The sequence below is a fragment of the Amycolatopsis sp. NPDC051903 genome (genome assembly GCF_044452505.1).
Classification (GTDB): Bacteria; Actinomycetota; Actinomycetes; order Mycobacteriales; family Pseudonocardiaceae; genus Amycolatopsis.
This window is the reverse complement of sequence record NZ_JBITBT010000010.1, coordinates 185,395-200,221: the sequence shown is the minus strand read 5'-3', so window position 1 is coordinate 200,221 and position 14,827 is coordinate 185,395. Positions and strand designations below refer to the sequence as shown.

The 14,827-nt window shown below is 71.8% G+C and carries 15 protein-coding genes; 11 read left to right on the top strand and 4 right to left on the bottom strand.

Features of this window, described 5'->3' with window-relative positions; genetic code table 11:
- Positions 1–45 precede the first annotated feature (45 nt).
- Positions 46–1,020 carry an NADPH:quinone oxidoreductase family protein gene (locus ACIA77_RS23225; protein ID WP_395888025.1) on the top strand — a complete coding sequence of 325 codons (975 nt, stop codon included), beginning with the start codon at positions 46–48 and terminating at the stop codon, positions 1,018–1,020.
- Here the strand turns inward: ACIA77_RS23225 and ACIA77_RS23220 are convergent.
- Positions 1,017–1,784 (bottom strand): enoyl-CoA hydratase/isomerase family protein, encoded by a 768-nt coding sequence (locus ACIA77_RS23220; RefSeq protein WP_395888024.1) that lies wholly within the window; start codon positions 1,782–1,784, stop codon positions 1,017–1,019. The genes ACIA77_RS23225 and ACIA77_RS23220 overlap by 4 nt on opposite strands.
- Positions 1,785–1,929: 145 nt before the next feature.
- Here ACIA77_RS23220 and ACIA77_RS23215 point away from each other — a divergent pair, with 145 nt between their 5' ends.
- The 10 genes from ACIA77_RS23215 (at position 1,930) to ACIA77_RS23170 (ending at position 11,514) form a co-directional block, all read left to right on the top strand.
- Positions 1,930–2,658 carry a DsbA family protein gene (locus tag ACIA77_RS23215; protein ID WP_395888023.1) on the top strand — a complete coding sequence of 243 codons (729 nt, stop codon included), beginning with the start codon at positions 1,930–1,932 and terminating at the stop codon, positions 2,656–2,658.
- A 168-nt stretch (positions 2,659–2,826) separates the two neighbouring features.
- Positions 2,827–3,405 carry a TetR/AcrR family transcriptional regulator gene (locus ACIA77_RS23210; protein WP_395888022.1) on the top strand — a complete coding sequence of 193 codons (579 nt, stop codon included), beginning with the start codon at positions 2,827–2,829 and terminating at the stop codon, positions 3,403–3,405.
- 345 nt (positions 3,406–3,750) lie between these two features.
- A complete protein-coding gene (locus tag ACIA77_RS23205; RefSeq protein WP_395888021.1) occupies positions 3,751–3,966 on the top strand; it encodes a hypothetical protein in 216 nt (71 codons plus the stop codon).
- Between the two features lie 15 nt (positions 3,967–3,981).
- Positions 3,982–5,163, top strand: coding sequence for a thiolase family protein (locus tag ACIA77_RS23200; RefSeq protein ID WP_395888020.1), 1,182 nt, complete (start codon positions 3,982–3,984; stop codon positions 5,161–5,163).
- Between the two features lie 45 nt (positions 5,164–5,208).
- Positions 5,209–5,952: an SDR family NAD(P)-dependent oxidoreductase gene (locus tag ACIA77_RS23195; RefSeq protein WP_395888019.1), complete on the top strand. Its 744-nt coding sequence runs from the start codon at positions 5,209–5,211 to the stop codon at positions 5,950–5,952.
- A 16-nt stretch (positions 5,953–5,968) separates the two neighbouring features.
- A complete protein-coding gene (locus ACIA77_RS23190) occupies positions 5,969–7,126 on the top strand; it encodes an acyl-CoA dehydrogenase family protein (protein WP_395888018.1) in 1,158 nt (385 codons plus the stop codon).
- Positions 7,127–7,259: 133 nt separating this feature from the next.
- Positions 7,260–7,664 carry an ester cyclase gene (locus ACIA77_RS23185; RefSeq protein ID WP_395888017.1) on the top strand — a complete coding sequence of 135 codons (405 nt, stop codon included), beginning with the start codon at positions 7,260–7,262 and terminating at the stop codon, positions 7,662–7,664.
- Between the two features lie 399 nt (positions 7,665–8,063).
- Positions 8,064–9,338 carry a chloride channel protein gene (locus ACIA77_RS23180; RefSeq protein WP_395888016.1) on the top strand — a complete coding sequence of 425 codons (1,275 nt, stop codon included), beginning with the start codon at positions 8,064–8,066 and terminating at the stop codon, positions 9,336–9,338.
- Positions 9,339–9,351: 13 nt separating this feature from the next.
- Complete coding sequence (locus tag ACIA77_RS23175) at positions 9,352–9,927, top strand: TetR/AcrR family transcriptional regulator (RefSeq protein WP_395888015.1); 576 nt, start codon at positions 9,352–9,354, stop codon at positions 9,925–9,927.
- A gap of 372 nt (positions 9,928–10,299) precedes the next feature.
- Positions 10,300–11,514 (top strand): hypothetical protein, encoded by a 1,215-nt coding sequence (locus ACIA77_RS23170; RefSeq protein WP_395888014.1) that lies wholly within the window; start codon positions 10,300–10,302, stop codon positions 11,512–11,514.
- A gap of 393 nt (positions 11,515–11,907) precedes the next feature.
- Here ACIA77_RS23170 and ACIA77_RS23165 read toward each other — a convergent pair whose 3' ends face one another.
- From ACIA77_RS23165 to ACIA77_RS23155, 3 genes are read right to left on the bottom strand one after another with little or no spacing between them, the layout of a single operon-like run.
- Positions 11,908–12,885, bottom strand: coding sequence for a phosphotransferase family protein (locus ACIA77_RS23165; RefSeq protein ID WP_395888013.1), 978 nt, complete (start codon positions 12,883–12,885; stop codon positions 11,908–11,910).
- On the bottom strand, positions 12,882–14,072 hold the full coding sequence (locus tag ACIA77_RS23160) for an acyl-CoA dehydrogenase family protein (RefSeq protein ID WP_395888012.1): 1,191 nt from the start codon (positions 14,070–14,072) through the stop codon (positions 12,882–12,884). Before ACIA77_RS23160 ends, ACIA77_RS23165 begins: the two co-directional genes overlap by 4 nt.
- An 11-nt stretch (positions 14,073–14,083) precedes the next feature.
- The gene (locus ACIA77_RS23155) at positions 14,084–14,695 is read right to left on the bottom strand and encodes a TetR/AcrR family transcriptional regulator (protein ID WP_395888011.1); all 612 of its coding nucleotides are present in this window, start codon (positions 14,693–14,695) and stop codon (positions 14,084–14,086) included.
- Positions 14,696–14,827 lie beyond the last annotated feature (132 nt).

Genomic DNA, 14,827 nt, shown 5'->3' with positions numbered 1-14,827 from the left:
GTAATTATGCTTGTACCGATCGGTATAAACAAGTACGGTCGCGCCATGAAAACCGACGAAGTCCGCGCCCTCGTGCTCGCCGAGCCCGCCGGTCCGGCCGCGCTGCGCCTCGGCACGCTGCCCGCGCCGCCGGCCGGGGCCGAGGTCGTCATCGACGTGCGCGCCGCGGGTGTGACGTTCCCGGATCTGCTGCTCACGCGGGGGCGCTACCAGGTGCGGCCCGACCCGCCGTTCGCGCCGGGCCTGGAGGTCGCCGGGCTCGTGCGCCGGGCCGCGCCGGGGTCCGGGTTCGCGCCGGGTGACCGCGTGGTCGCCTACACCGGCATCGGCGGCGGGTTCGCGGAAACCGTCGGAGTGCCGGCGCGTGCTGTCGTTCCCTTGCCGGACAACGTCGATTTCTCCGCCGGTGTCGCGCTGATGGTCAATTACCAGACCGCGTATTTCGGCCTCGCCGATCGCGGCCGGCTCGAACCGGGGGAGACGGTGCTCGTCCACGGAGGCGCGGGTGGGGTCGGCACGGCCGCGATCCAGGTCGCGCTCGCACTCGGCGCTCGCGTGCTGGCGGTGGTGAGCGACGCGGCCAAGGCCGACGTCGCCCGCCTGGCCGGTGCCACGGAGGTCCTCCTCGCCGGCGGGTGGGCGGGCGAAGTCCGCGACCGGTTCGGTGCCGTCGACGTCGTCCTCGACCCCGTCGGCGGCGATCGCTTCGACGAGAGCCTGCGGCTGCTGCGGCCCGGTGGCCGTCTGCTCGTGGTCGGCTTCACCGAGGGTCGCATCCCGCAGGTCGCCGTCAACCGCTTGCTCCTGCGCAACATCTCGGTCGTCGGCGTCGCCTGGGGTCACTACGCCGCCCACGACCCCGGCCTCATCCACCGCGTCGGTGCGCAGCTCTCGCGGTTCGCGGCCGAAGGGCGGATCCGGCCCGTCGTGGGCCGGACCTACCCCTTCGAAGACGGCGCGCAAGCGCTGGTGGACCTGGAAGCCCGCCGGACGGTGGGCAAGAGCGTGCTCGTGTTCTAGCGGCCGGTGAACTTCGCCTTGCCCGGCCCGTTTTCGAGGAACGACGTCATCCCGATCGTCTGGTCCTCGGTGTCGAACAGGGCCGCGAACACCTCTGACTCGAGGTCGAGCCCGGCCCGGAGGTCGGTGTCGAGGCCGCCTTCGATGGCCTTCTTCGCGGCCGCGTACGCGAGCGCCGGGCCTTCGGTGAACTGCCGGGCGTAGGTGAGCGCGCGGGCGAAGACCTCGGCCGCGGGCACGACCTCGTCGACGAGACCCATCGCCAGTGCTTCCGCGGCGCCGACGAACCGCCCGGTGTAGACGAGGTCCTTCGCTGCGGCCTCGCCGACGAGCCGGGCGAGGCGCTGCGTCCCGCCGCCACCCGGGATCACGCCGAGCAGGATCTCGGGCACGCCGAGCTTCGCGTTGTCCGCGGCGATGCGCCGGTCGGTGCTCACCGCGATTTCGAGGCCGCCGCCGAGCGCGAAGCCGGTGATCGCGCTGACGCTGGGCTTCGGCACGGTCGCGAGCGCACCCAGGCTCGCCGAGATCCGGCGCGCCTCTTCGGCCAGACCCGGGTTGCGCAGGTCGATCTGGTCACGGACGTCGGCGCCCGCGGCGAACGTCCTCGGCCCGCCGTGCACCACGAACGCGCGGACGTCTTCGCGGGCGCTCAGCGTCTCCGCGACGGCGAGCAGGTCTTCGCGGATGGCCCGGTTCAGCGCGTTCACCGGGGGCCGGTCGAGCCGGACGATCTCGACTCCGTCCTCGACCGTCAGTCGCACGTGTTCAGACCTGGCGCCTCCTTGAATCGATCGGTACAGGGAAGCGTAGGGATCGGCTGTCGAATGGAGTGGTGACGTGGTCCATAAATCCCGCGGCGCGCTGGACCGGGTGGTACGAAGGGGGCCGGCGGGTAAGCTCGGCCGCATGAGCGACCCCGATCTGCACTTCTACTTCGATCCCGTCTGCCCGTTCGCGTGGATGACCAGCAAGTGGGTGCGCACCGTCGCGCGGCAGAAGGCGTACGAGGTCGAGTGGCGGTTCATCTCGTTGCGCCTGCTGAACTCGCACCTCGACTACGACACGCACTTCCCGCCGGAGTACGACGAATCGCACACGTCGGGGCTGAAGCTGTTGCGCGTGGCGGCCCGGGTCCGGCGCGAGCACGGCCCGGGGCCGATCGGCACGTTCTACGAGACACTGGGGCAGGAGACGTTCGAGCGCGACGTCGTACCGGGCGGGACGGCCGCCGCGGTGCACCGGGGTGTGCGGCAGCTCGCCGAGACGGCGCTCGCGGCGTGCGACCTGCCCGCCTCCTACGCCGACGCCCTCGAAGACGAGACCTGGGACGCCGTGATCCAGGCGGAGACCGACGTGGCCCTCACGCTGACCGGCAAGGACGTCGGCACGCCGATCCTGCACTTCGAACCGCCCACGGGCACGGCCCTGTTCGGCCCCGTGATCAGCCGGCTGCCCAGCGATGAGGAAGCCGTGGAGCTGTGGGACCACGTCGTGGCCCTGTCGCGGTTCCCCGGGTTCGCCGAGCTGAAGCGCAGCCTGCGCGAACGCCCGCAGCTCCCGTCCTTCGGCGTGAGCACCGGCGAGGTCGGCAAGCAGGAAGACTGGCACGGCGGCAGCCGGCGGCAGAAGAAGTGACCGGCCGCCCCGGCTCCACGTGGGAGCCGGGGCGTGGTTCTGGCCGCGGAAGACGGATCCTGCGCGGTCCGCGAGCGGCTCGACCTGCCGTGCCTTCGCCCTGGCGCCCCGGCGGGGCCGTCGGCGGATATCCTTGGATCGTTCGGTCCACGAGGGGTGAAGGCGGCTATGACGGTTACGGGATTCGAGGCGAACCGCGCGCGCGTGATCGGCATCGCCGCCGGCCTGTTCGCCCGGAACGGCTACCACGGCACCGGGATCGCCGAGCTGGGCTCCGCCGCCGGCCTCGGGCGCGGGGCGCTCTACCACTACATCGGCAGCAAAGAGGCCGTGCTCTACGCGATCAGCAAGCAGCAGGTCGACTCGATGAACGCCTACGCCGAAGCGCTCCTCGACCAAGACCTCGAGGCCGAGGAGCTGCTGCGGCAGATGGCGCGGGGGCTGTTGCGCAACATCGCCGAGCACCGCTCCGAGTGGGCCGTGTTCTTCCGTGAGTACACCGCCCTGACGGGCGAGTGGCGCGACCACGTCATCACCGCCCGCGAGCGCTACGAGGGTTATTGGCGCCAGGCGCTGGACAACGGCGTGCGCACCAAGGTGCTGCGCCAGACGCCGCGCCTGCTCGTGAAGGGCATCCTCGGCATGCTGAACTACACCTACCTCTGGTACGAACCCGGCGGCGAGCTGACGCCCGACGAAGTGGCGGACATGTTCCTGGACGCGCTGATCGAGGGCATCCACGCCTGATCCCGGCGTGACGAACGAGGGCTGACCCCTGCCGGGTCGGCCCTCGTCCGCGTTTTCGCGCTCTTTCCCGATTCAGCCACTCATCTCCATCCTTGTACCGACCGGTCCATACAGGTATTGTCGCCGTATCCGACGACGGACCACGGCGGGAGGAACCGTGACGACGACGCCCACGTGCGCGCCGGTCGCCGGCGACATCGGCCGCGTAGCCGACCGGCAGCCGGCGGCGCGGGCGCACCACGCGCTCGACGCCGGCGGCTACGCACCCACGCTCGGGGTGCGGGGGATCGGGTCCGTGTACCGGGGCTCCGCGACTCCGCGACTCCGGGGCTCCGCGACTCCGCGATGCCGGGTGCCGCGCGGCCGGGACTCGACCGGCTGGTCTCCGTCCGCGAGGTGGCTGCCGCGCACGTCGCGTGCGTACCCGGCGAGGTCGTGGTGGTGCAGCCCGGCCGCGAACCGCTCCCGTTCCGCTTTCCCGGCGTGCCCGGCGGACGCACCGCCGGACCCGTGCCCGCTCTGCCCGACCGGCTGCCGATCGGCACCCGCCCGAACTCCTGACCCCCGGAGGAACCCATGACCTCACCCCGCGACGCGGTTGTCGTCGACGTGCTGCGCACGCCCGTCGGCAAGGGCAAGCAGGGTGGTGCGCTCGCGCACGTCCACCCCGTCCACCTGCTCGCCGACGTCCTGGCGGAACTGGTGCGCCGCAACGACCTCGACCCGGCGCTCGTCGACGACGTGATCGCCGGCTGCGTGACCAAGGCGGGGGAGCAGGCGGTGAACCCGGCGCGCAGCGCGGTGCTCGCCGCGGGCTTCCCGCTGTCGGTGCCCGCCACGACGGTCGACCGCCAGTGTGGTTCGAGCCAGCAGGCTGTGCACTTCGCGGCGCACGCGATCCGGGCCGGGGCGGCCGACGTCGTGATCGCGTGCGGCGTCGAGTCGATGTCGCGCGTGCCGATGCACTCCGATACCCAGGGTGCGGACCACCTCGGGTCCCGCATCGCGGAGCGTTTCCCCGGCGGTGGCCTGATCGGGCAGGGGCTGTCGGCCGAGCTGATCTGCGCGCGGTGGGGGCTGAGCCGCGAGGAGCTCGACGAGTTCTCCGCGGAGTCGCACCGCCGGGCCGCCGCCGCGCAGCCGCTGTTCGCACCGGACTTCGTGTCCGTGGCGGAAGCGCCGGACCACGGCTTCGACGAAACCGTCCGGCCGGCCACGACGGCCGAGCGCCTCGCCGGGCTACGACCGTCCTTTGTGGATGAATCCGCCGCGCGCCGGTTTCCGGAGATCGACTGGAAGATCACGCCGGGCAACTCGTCGCCACTGACCGACGGCGCCGCCGGAGTGCTGCTGATGAGCGCGGAGAAGGCCGAGGCGCTCGGGCTGGCCCCGCGCGCCCGCATCCACACGACCGCCGTGGTGGGCGACGACCCGATCGTGATGCTGATGGGTGTCGTCCCGGCCACGCACGCCGTGCTGGAGCGGGCCGGGCTGGGGCTCGACGACATCGACCTGTTCGAGGTCAACGAGGCGTTCGCGCCGGTGCCGCTCGCGTGGCAGCGTGAGACGAAGGTGGCGCACGACCGGCTCAACGTCCACGGCGGCGCGATCGCGCTCGGCCACCCGCTGGGCGCGAGCGGCGCGCGGATCCTGACCACGCTCGTCGGCGCGCTGGAGCAGCGCGGGGCCCGGTTCGGGCTGCAGACCATGTGCGAATGGGGCGGCATGGCCAACGCCACCATCGTCGAGCGGCTCTGACATTTCTCACATGTTCTCGTACAGACCGATCGGTACACTCATCCCATGAACGCACAAGACACCACGAACGGCCGGGTTGCCCTGGTCACCGGTGCTTCGCGGGGCATCGGCGCCGGCGTCGCCCGGCAGCTGCTCGACCGGGGCTTGCGGGTCGCCGGCACCTCCCGCTCGGGCGGTGACCTCGTCGAGAAGCTCGCGGCGGACGCGCCCGGCCGCGTGCTGCCGGTGGCGTTCGACCTCGCCGCGCCCGACACGGCCGAGGCACTCGTCGACCGCGTCGCCGGGCACTGGGGCCGGCTCGACTCGCTCGTGCTCAACGCCGCGGTGTGGCAGGGCGGCAAGCTCGCCCGCATCGACCCCGGCGACTGGTGGCGCGTGATCGAAGACAACCTGCGCAGCACGGCGGCGCTGGTGCGCGCGGCGATCCCGTGGCTGGTCGAGGGGGTGAACCCGAGCGTCGTGCTCGTCGGTTCGGCCGTCGGGTCCGTCGGGTTCCCCGGCGACACCGCTTACGCGAGCGTGAAGGCAGCGGCGGTCGGCTTCGCGCGGTCGCTGGCGAAGGAGCTCGCGCCGCGGGGCGTGCGCGTGAACGTGCTGGCGCCGGGGTTCGTCGAGACCGACCTGACCGCCGCCATTCCGGACGGCGCGCGGCAGAAGATCGCCGACGCCACCCTGCTCGGCCGCTTCGGGACCGTCGAGGAGATCGCCCGCGCCGCCGTGTTCCTCGCCGAGGACGCCACGTTCTGCACGGGCGCGGTACTCGCCGCCGACGGCGGCTGGACGTTGTGAAACCAAGGAGGAAATCATGACCACTGGCCTGCCCGAAGACGACTACCGCAAGCTGCGCGACGCCGTTTTCGCGACGATCTGGGACGAGCTCGACCCGCTCGAGGAGCAGATCGAGAACACCGAGCACCTGCCGTATGACGTGGTGCTGCCGGCGCTGCGCTCGTGCGGCGCGTTCGGGCTGATCGTGCCGCGCGAGTACGGCGGCTCGGGCCTGTCGATCGCCCAGTACCTGCCGATCCTCGCGGAGTTCGCCAAGATCCAGGGCGGCATCCGGGCGGTCGTGCACGTCCACAACTCCTTCGCCCACGCGCTGTCGGACTTCGGCGGCGAGGAGCACAAGAAGGAAATCCTGCCGGGCGCGGCGACGGGGGAGAAGTCGCTCGCGTTCGCGCTCACCGAGCCCGGCAACGGCACGGGCGCCGACCTGTCGACGACTGCGCGGCGCGACGGTGACGAGTACGTGCTCAACGGCCGCAAGTGGCTCATCACCAACTCCGACATCGCGTCGCACTTCCTGGTGTTCGCGAAGACGTCCGAAAAGGACGTTTCCGCGATCATCGTGCCGCGGGACGCGCCGGGCTTCACCATCGCGCCGCTGCCGGAGACCATGGGCTGCAAGGGCGCCGAGCACGGCGAGCTGACCTTCACCGACGTGCGGGTGCCGGCTTCGGCGCTCGTGGGCGCCGAGGGTGAGGGTGGCGCGCACCTGGAGCGGGCGCTGGAGATCAGCCGGGTGTTCATCGCCGCTTCGTCGCTCGGGACCGCGTCGCGCGCGCTGGAGCTTTCGGTGAAGTTCGCGAAGGAACGCGTGACGTTCGGTAAGCCGATCGCGTCGCGGCAGGCGATCCAGCGCTATCTCGCGGAGATGGCCGCGGACGTCTACGCGCTGCGCGGCATGCTCGCCGACACCGCGGCCAAGTGGGACGCGGGCCAGCGCATCCCGGCGGAATCGTCGCTGCTGAAGCAATTCGGGCTGGAGGCCGTCGGCCGCGTCACCGACCGCGCCCTGCTCGTGCACGGCGGCATCGGCTACACCCGCAAGTACCCGATCGAACGCCTCTACCGCGACGCGCGCCTGAACTGGCTCGAGGAAGGCACCCCGACGATCCAGTACCTGGTCGCCGCACGGGAACTGCTGGAGGGCTACGAGTTCGCGGACGCGTTCTCGCTCTGAGGCGCTTTCACCGGCCGGGCTCCCCTTGTGGGTGCCCGGCCGGTTTCGTGTGGTGCTCCTCGCAACCACGTGTCCGGCGGCGGTGGCCCGGCTATGTTTGACAGCAGTGTCAAACATGACTCGGGAGGAACCCATGCCGAACTCGGTGGACTTGGTCGAAGCGTTCTGGGACCAGGTTTGGAACGCCCACAACGCGGACGCCGCGGACGACTTCGTGGTCGAAGACTTCGTCATCACGAACGCCGGCGTGCGCATCGAAGGGCGCGAGAACTTCAAGACGTGGATCCGCGCGTTCCTCCACCAGGTCCACGACCTGCGCCTCGAGGTCGCCGAATCGTTCCAAAACCACGACGGCACGCGCGTCGCCTCGCGGTGGACCGTGTACGGCCGCAACAACGGCCTGTTCGGCCTCGAGCCGGACGGCCGCCCGATCTCCTTCAGCGGCACCGCCGTGTGGGAGATCGCAGACGGGAAGCTCGTGCACAACCACGTGGAGCGGGCTTCGCACGAACTGCACCAGCGGTTGCTCGCGGCCTGATCACGGTGTGGTGCCTCGTGGTTTCTGCGCGATTGCCGCGTGGCGTCGGTTCCGGCTGCCGTGCGCGGGCGTTCGACGGGCCGGCTTTTGTGTCACGCTTGGCGGCGGCTGCTACGGCGCTCAGCGGCCGCCGGATGGCTTCCGCGTGGGCCGCTGCCCCAGCGGTTGCCCGCGGGCGGGCTTTCGTGTCGTGCTTGGCGGCGGCTGTGCTACCCGCGGGGTGGCGCTCAGTGGCCGCCGGATGGCTTCCGCGTGGCGTCCGTCTGCGGCCGCTGCCCGAGCTGCTGTCCGCGGGCGGGCTTTCGTGTCGGTCGGTTGGTGATCATGGCGCGAGCGGCCGCAGGCGATCCGGCGATGGTGCCGGCGAGTGCGCATGGCCGGCTTTCGTGGGGTCCGCTGGTGACCGCTGAGCGAGCCGCCGTGGGCGGTCTGGCCGTGGTGTGGCGTGTGGTGGTGGTTGTTCTTCGCGGCCTGGTGGTGGCGTGGCGCCCGGTGAGCGCTGCTGCGCCGGCGAGTGGGCATGGCTGGATCGTCATGGGTCGTCCGGTGGTTCTCGCTGAGCGGACGGACGTTCGCGAGCCGACTGCGGTGTGGTGGCTCGTGGCGTCCGCGGCGCCGGCGGGAGCGCTCGCCGGCGCCGCGGCTGTCGCGTTCGGACAGACGGTCGGGGCGCTGCGGACGCTCCTGTCCGGGGCGCCGACGGTGGTGGTCGTGCTGGCGCCGGTGGTCGGGGCGTTGGTGTGCGTCGGGTTGGTGCGGCTCGTGCCCGATGCCAGTGGTGGTGGCGTTTCCCAGGTGCGCCAAGCGTTTGCGGTGGGCGCGGCGGTGCGCGGTCGGGTCGCCGGGGTGAAAGGGGTGGCCGCGGGCGTAATGCTCGGGTCCGGTGGCTCAGGTGGCGCGGAGGGACCGGTCATCCACATCTCGGCGGCGCTGGGTTCGGCGCTGGCCCGGCTGGCGCGGCTGCCGTCCCGGCCGGTCGCGGCGGCGGCCGTCGCGGGTGGGGTGGCGGCGTCGTTCGGTGCGCCGTTGACGGGGGTGGTGCTGGTCGCCGAAGTCCTGGTGGACGGGCTGGCCGGGGTGGAGCTCGCAGCGGTGGTCGTGGGCGCCGCGTCGGGGGCCGCGGTGGGCTGGGCGCTCCCCGGGGAGCCGGTGCGGCTGCCCGATGCGGTGGTGGCGGGGTCTCCGTTCGGGGCCGCGGTGGCTGCGTTGTTCGGGGTGGCGCTGGCGTGGTTCCTGTGGGCGGCGACGGGCCGGCCGGGGTGGGTGCGGGCGGTGGTGGGTGGGGTGGCTGTGGGGTTCGTCGTGCTCGCGGTGCCGGACGCCGCCGGGGTCGGGTTGCCGGGTGGCGCGGTACTGGCCCTGGCAGCGGCGAAGATCGTCGCGACGGGACTGACGGTGGGCGCGGGCGGCGTCGTCGGCACGATCGGGCCGGCTTTGTTCGTCGGCGCCACCGTGGGTTCGGCGCTGCCGATGGCCGGCGGCGCGGCCGCGGGGATGGCGGCGTGCCTGGCCGCGGCCTCGCGCGCGCCGGCGACGGCGGTCGTCCTCGCCTTGGAGCTGAGCGGCGTCGACCTGCTGCCGCCGATCCTGCTCGCCGCGGCCGTCGGCTGGGCCGCGAGCCTGCTCACGTGCCACGGCATCTTCGACGTACCGCGCACTAAGCTGATCGGGTAGGGAAGGGGTTCTCATGGCAGGTGTCCGGCAGTTCGACGAACGCGCGACCCTCGAACGAGCCCTAGACGTCTTCACCGAGCGCGGCTTCCGCGCCACGTCGATGCCCGACCTCGCCACCGCCACCGGCGTCCAGCGCGGCTCCCTCTACCACGCCTACGGCGGCAAAGAGGAAATCTTCCTGCGCGCCTTCGGCTCCTACGCCGCACGCTTCCTGGACGGCGCCGCCGCCGCCTTGGACCGCCCCACCCGCCGCGACGCTCTCCTGTCCCTGTTCGACTACTGCATCCGGACCTTCGCCGAAGGCACCCCCTCCCACGGTTGCCTCTCGACCCGCACCGCCATCGAAGCCGCCACCGACTCACCCCGCACCGAGGCTGCGGTCCGCACCATGCTGGAGGAGCTGGAAACCCTGGTCTTCACGCGCCTGTCCACGCTCCCCGACACCGCCTCCCCGATCGACCTCCACGCCGCGGCGCGCCTCGTCGTCACCACCACGCGCGGCCTCGCGGTGATGGAACGCGCGACGTACGAGCCGGCAGAGTTGCGGGCGATCGCGGAAACCTTGGTGACGTCACTGTTCGGTACCTGAGCTCTTCGTCCTTGGCCTGGACCAGATCGGGGAACGACGAGGTCGCGATTCATCGATTGCTCTGGGCCGCTGACCACGGGATCTAGATCCAGAGCCTCGCCCACCGCTGCCCATACGGCCGCGCTAGGCCTAGTGTCTCGATACGCTTCGAGGGTGTTCGTGACGGTACAACTCCCAGTCGTCGACGTGCGCCCGCTCGTTGCCGGGAACACCTACCGCGATCCGCGCCCGAACTGGCCGGTGCCGGCTCACAGGTTCAGCCGCAGCTCGCCGGACCACCATCGCAGCGACTACGTTCGTGGGCTCGGCGCGGTCCGTCCGAGGCTGCGTGGTGGAGTGGCGCCGTGGCTCAGCGAATCCTCCTACGTTGACGTGCGCAACCGCGTGCGGGTCGGGACGCCCGAGCGATTCGCCCCGGACCAGGCGTCCGCGAAGGTGGTGTATCGGAACTTCTACACGGACGGCATCGTCGGGCGCCTGGAGGTTTGCTTCGCCTTCCGGGGCTGGGACGGCCACCGCACTGGCCTGATGTCGCGCTACGCGACTCAGGCGCCGACCTGGTTGCGCGGCCTCCACGGCCACGCTGTCCCGCTCGTGGACTTCGGCCCGCGCTTCGCCGCACACCTGCTCGACGCGACGACCCTGGGCGACCCGGTGTCCACCGGCTCCGTACTCGGCGACGAACTGCTGGCTTGGTGGGAGCTGCGGGAGTGGGTGGTGCGCGCCGGAGAGCCGGCGATGATCGCGGAAACTCCCGGGGTCGTAACCGAGAGCGCGTCGTTGTCCCAGACGTGGCGGATCACCAAGGGCACGAGGTTGGCGTCCTGGAATCTCAAGCGAGGTGGCGCCGATCCCGAGGAAATGCGCAGACTGAAGACGCACGTGTCCCGCCTGCACGCCGGTTTCCTGGCTGCGGAGACCGTGCTCGGCCTGTGCGTCAACGGGAAGCTCGACCCCGACCACCCACCGGTGGAGCGCTTCCTCGTCTCGACGCTCGACACGCTGCTTCGCCCCCGACGACACGGTTTCGGCAACGCCCAGCTGCTCGGCACGGTCATCGGCCACGCGCGTGACGTCTACTGGGACACCGTGGGTACATTGCAGGACGCGCTGGGACTGCTCGACAACGACCGCATCCGGTCTCGCGTCGCGGAGTATCACGACCTCGTCGCCGGCGCGATCGCCCCGACCCGCCGCGGGATCACCATCGACGTCAAGGAGCTCGTGATGACCAAGTACGAGAGCAAGATCAGCGGCGGAGCGTTCCACGGCCCGGTCAACACCGGCTCGGGTGGTGCGCACCAGCACAACACGGGAACCGACGCCATGTCCCTGGCCGAGGCGCTGGAGCGGCTCCAGACGGCGGTCGCCTCGATGTCGGCGACGCTGCCGCCGGAGGACGCCGTCGCGGCGGAGGACGCGTCCGCAGGTTTGGTGCGCGAAGCCGACCTGGCCGAGGACGACCGCCGCCGCCCCGGAATCCTGGCGCGGCTGTCGTCACTGACAGAGGTGGCCACCCGTGCAGGCGGAGCAGGAACGGCGCTGGCTGCGGCCGTCACAGCGGTGCGCGCGGCGTTCGGTGTGTAGGTGGCCCGCGCTCGACGCGAGCCACCTACGCCCGGAACGCACGCGATCCGCGCTTGCCACGACGGCCCTACATCAGCTCTCACACGTGGTCTTACCGACCGGCCTTCCCCAGCGACTCGCGGCCCCGGGGCGGTCCCACACATGCTATCCGGGCTGGCGCTGCCTGCTGGTTCGCCGGCCGCAACAGGCCCCTCTGACATCGGCAGCACGTTCGCTCGCCGGTGACGTCGAAGCGCTCGCCTGTTCTTGAAGGGTTGCTCCCCCGCGGCAGAGCGACCCGCTCCGCACTCGCCTTGTCAAGCTTCAGTCTTCTGTCGGTGAGTTCGTCCGCCACACAGGCGCATTCGCGCACCCCTTCGCCGAAGGGCACAGCTGGCCCCAGCATCACGACGATCAGCGGCCAAGCACCCCAAGCCCCTCAGCGACAAGCCCCGGCACGGCCTCACCCGCCGACGCGTGGCCTGGCTCGCTGCCGGCGCCCGCGAGGTAGCGGGCGCGGATCCCTTCGGCGATCACGGCCAGCTTGAAGTACGCCAGCCCCAGGTACGCGGAGAACTCACCCAGGTCGCGGCCCGACGCGACGGCGTAGTCCTGCGCGAGGGCATCGGGACCCGGCCACCGGGGGCTGGTGCTGGCGGCCGGTTCGCCGACGACGTGGTCGAAGGCGGGGTGTTGGTAGGTGCACATGGTGGCGACGTCGGTGAGCGGGTCGCCCAGGGTGGACATTTCCCAGTCGACCAGGGCGAGCATGTGGGAGGGGCGTGTGGGGTCCAGGAGGGTGTTGTCGACGCGGTAGTCGCCGTGGACGATCGTGGGCGGGGAGGGGGGTGGGGTGCGGTCGGTGAGGCGGGTGTGCAGGCGGTCGAGGTCCGGGAGTTCGCGGGTGGCGACGTGGTCCCACTGCCGGCGCCAGCGTTTCACCTGCCGGGCGAAGAAACCGTCCGGGCGGCCGAAGCCGCTCAGGCCGAAGTCGGCGTAGGGCACCGCGTGCAGGGCCACGAGGACGCGGATCAGTTCGCGGTGGACGCCGTCGAGGTCCACGCCGTCGAGGTCCGCGCGCGTGCGCAGGACCCGGCCGGGCACGAAGCCGACGACGATGAGAGGGCCGGATTCGTCGGCGAGGACCGTGGGGGCCACCGGGATGTCGGTGGCCTGCAGCGCGTCGACGATGCGGTACTCACGCAGCACGTCGTGCGCCGACGGGGTCAGGCCGGCGACCGGCGGGCGGCGCACGACCCACGCCTGGGTGCCGTCGCTGACCTTGTAGGTGAGGTTGGAGCGGCCGCCGCTGATCTCGTCGGCGCGGAGGTCACCGTCGACGGCCACGCCGTGTTCGGTGAGCAGCGCGCGCAGCCGGGCGAGGTCGATCACGAGGCGAACCCTTCGCGCGCCCGCCGGGCGGCCCGTTTCGCGAGCGCCCACCGGTGCACTTCGGACGGTCCGTCGTAGATCCGGAACGGGCGCACCTCGCGGTAGATGCGTGCGAGCGGCAGGTCCTCGGAGACCCCGAGTCCGCCGTGCACCTGCACCGCCCGGTCCACGATCCGCCCGACGGCCTCGGAGACGAACGTCTTCGCGATGGCGGTCGAGTCGCCGGCGCTCTCGCCGGTGTCGAGTTCCCAGCACGCGCGCAGGACCAACGCGCGCGACGCCGCCAGGTCGATCTCGGAGTCGGCGATCAGCTGCTGCGTCAGCCCCAGGTTCGACAGCCGCTCGCCGAACGCCTCGCGCTCCACCGCCCGGCCGAGGGCCAGCTCGTGGGCGTGGCGCGCCGCGCCGAGCCAGCGCATGCAGTGCGTCATGCGGGCCGGGCCGAGGCGCACCTGCGCGTACTCGAAGCCGCGGTCCAGTTCGCCCAGCACCGCGTCCTCGGGCACGACGCAGTTCTCGAACCGCACCTCGCAGTGCCCGCCGGCCATGCTCTTGTCCATCGTCGGCACGTGCCGCTCGAGGACCATCCCCGGGTTGTCCGCGTCGACGAGGAACATCGTCGCCCCACCGCGCGCTCCGGGCTCGCCCGAGGTCCGCGCCATCACGATGCTGAACGCCGCGCCGTCCGCGCCGGTGATGAAGCGCTTGAGCCCGTCGATCCGCCAGCCCGCCTCGACGCGCGTGGCGGTCGTGGCCAGCGCCCGCGGATCGGAGCCCGCACCGGGCGCGGGCTCGGTCATCGCGAAGGCGGAGCGGACCTCGCCGCGGGCGAGGGGATCGAGGTAGGTCTTGCGCTGCTCCGGCGTCGCGACGCGGTCCAGCAGGTGCTGGTTGCCCTCGTCCGGCGCCGCGCAGTTCACCGCGATCGGGCCGAACAGCGAGTACCCGGCCTCTTCGAACACGGGCGCGCGCTCGACCATGCCCAGGCCGTGCCCGCCGTACTCGGCCGGCAGGTGCGGGCCGAACACGCCGTGGGCCTTCGCGGCGTCCTGCAGTTCCCGCCGCCAGTCGTCACCGTCGGGCGCGACACCGTGGTGGCGCTCCTCGACGGGCAGCACCACCTCCCGGACGAACGCGCGGGTCTTCCCGGCCAGCTCGGTGGTGGCGGGGGCGAAGTTCAGATCCACAGTGGACTCCCTCAGTGCCGCGCGGCGCGGGCTTGCTGGGCGCCGGGGCTGGCGGCGCCGTCGAGGAACACGCTGGAGAGGAACCGGGCCAGCTCGCGCGGGCTCATGTCGCCCGCCGGGTCGTACCAGAAGATGGTCCAGTTCAACGAGTTGAGCAGGGCGAGCGTGAGGTGGCGGGCGCTGAGGTCGGTGCGCAGCAGGCCGCGGGACTGGTCGTGCTCGACGGCGGCCTGCAGCACCCGCTCGTAGGCATCGCGCAGCCCCACCACGTCGGCCAGCCGATCGCCGGTGAGCGAGCGCAGTTCGAACAACATCACCGAGTGCAAGTCGCGGAACTCCAGCGCGCTCTCCACGTGCGCCTCGATCATCGCCTCGAGCCGGTCGGGCCCGCTGACGTCCGCGGCGACCTGCTCGACGCGCCGGGTGATGTCGCCGAGGCTCTCCCGGCAGATCCCGTGGAGCAGGTCTTCCTTGGCGCCGATGTGGTGGTACAGCGTCGCCTTCTGGATGTTGAGCAGTTCGGCCAGCTCGCGGGTGGTGGCCGCGGCGTAGCCCTTGCGCCGGAACAGCGCCGCCGCCGTGACGAGGATGCGGTCGGCCACGGCCGGCGAGGCGCGGTTCATGGGTCCCGACGCTAGGCGGGCGCACCCCCGCGCGTCAACCGGGCGCCCGGTCGGTTGCCGGCGAGCGCCGGCCGTGGCTAATGTTCGTTTATTGACACGAATTAACAGCACATCTAGCGTCGGGCGAGCGCG

Excerpts from the sequence above, each read along its gene's own strand:
- ACIA77_RS23225 (WP_395888025.1), top strand. The coding sequence starts at position 46 with ATGAAAACCGACGAAGTCCGCGCCCTCGTGCTCGCCGAGCCCGCCGGT.
- ACIA77_RS23215 (WP_395888023.1), top strand. The coding sequence starts at position 1,930 with ATGAGCGACCCCGATCTGCACTTCTACTTCGATCCCGTCTGCCCGTTC.
- ACIA77_RS23210 (WP_395888022.1), top strand. The coding sequence starts at position 2,827 with ATGACGGTTACGGGATTCGAGGCGAACCGCGCGCGCGTGATCGGCATC.
- ACIA77_RS23205 (WP_395888021.1), top strand. The coding sequence starts at position 3,751 with ATGCCGGGTGCCGCGCGGCCGGGACTCGACCGGCTGGTCTCCGTCCGC.
- ACIA77_RS23200 (WP_395888020.1), top strand. The coding sequence starts at position 3,982 with ATGACCTCACCCCGCGACGCGGTTGTCGTCGACGTGCTGCGCACGCCC.
- ACIA77_RS23195 (WP_395888019.1), top strand. The coding sequence starts at position 5,209 with ATGAACGCACAAGACACCACGAACGGCCGGGTTGCCCTGGTCACCGGT.
- ACIA77_RS23190 (WP_395888018.1), top strand. The coding sequence starts at position 5,969 with ATGACCACTGGCCTGCCCGAAGACGACTACCGCAAGCTGCGCGACGCC.
- ACIA77_RS23185 (WP_395888017.1), top strand. The coding sequence starts at position 7,260 with ATGCCGAACTCGGTGGACTTGGTCGAAGCGTTCTGGGACCAGGTTTGG.
- ACIA77_RS23175 (WP_395888015.1), top strand. The coding sequence starts at position 9,352 with ATGGCAGGTGTCCGGCAGTTCGACGAACGCGCGACCCTCGAACGAGCC.
- ACIA77_RS23155 (WP_395888011.1), bottom strand. The coding sequence starts at position 14,695 with ATGAACCGCGCCTCGCCGGCCGTGGCCGACCGCATCCTCGTCACGGCG.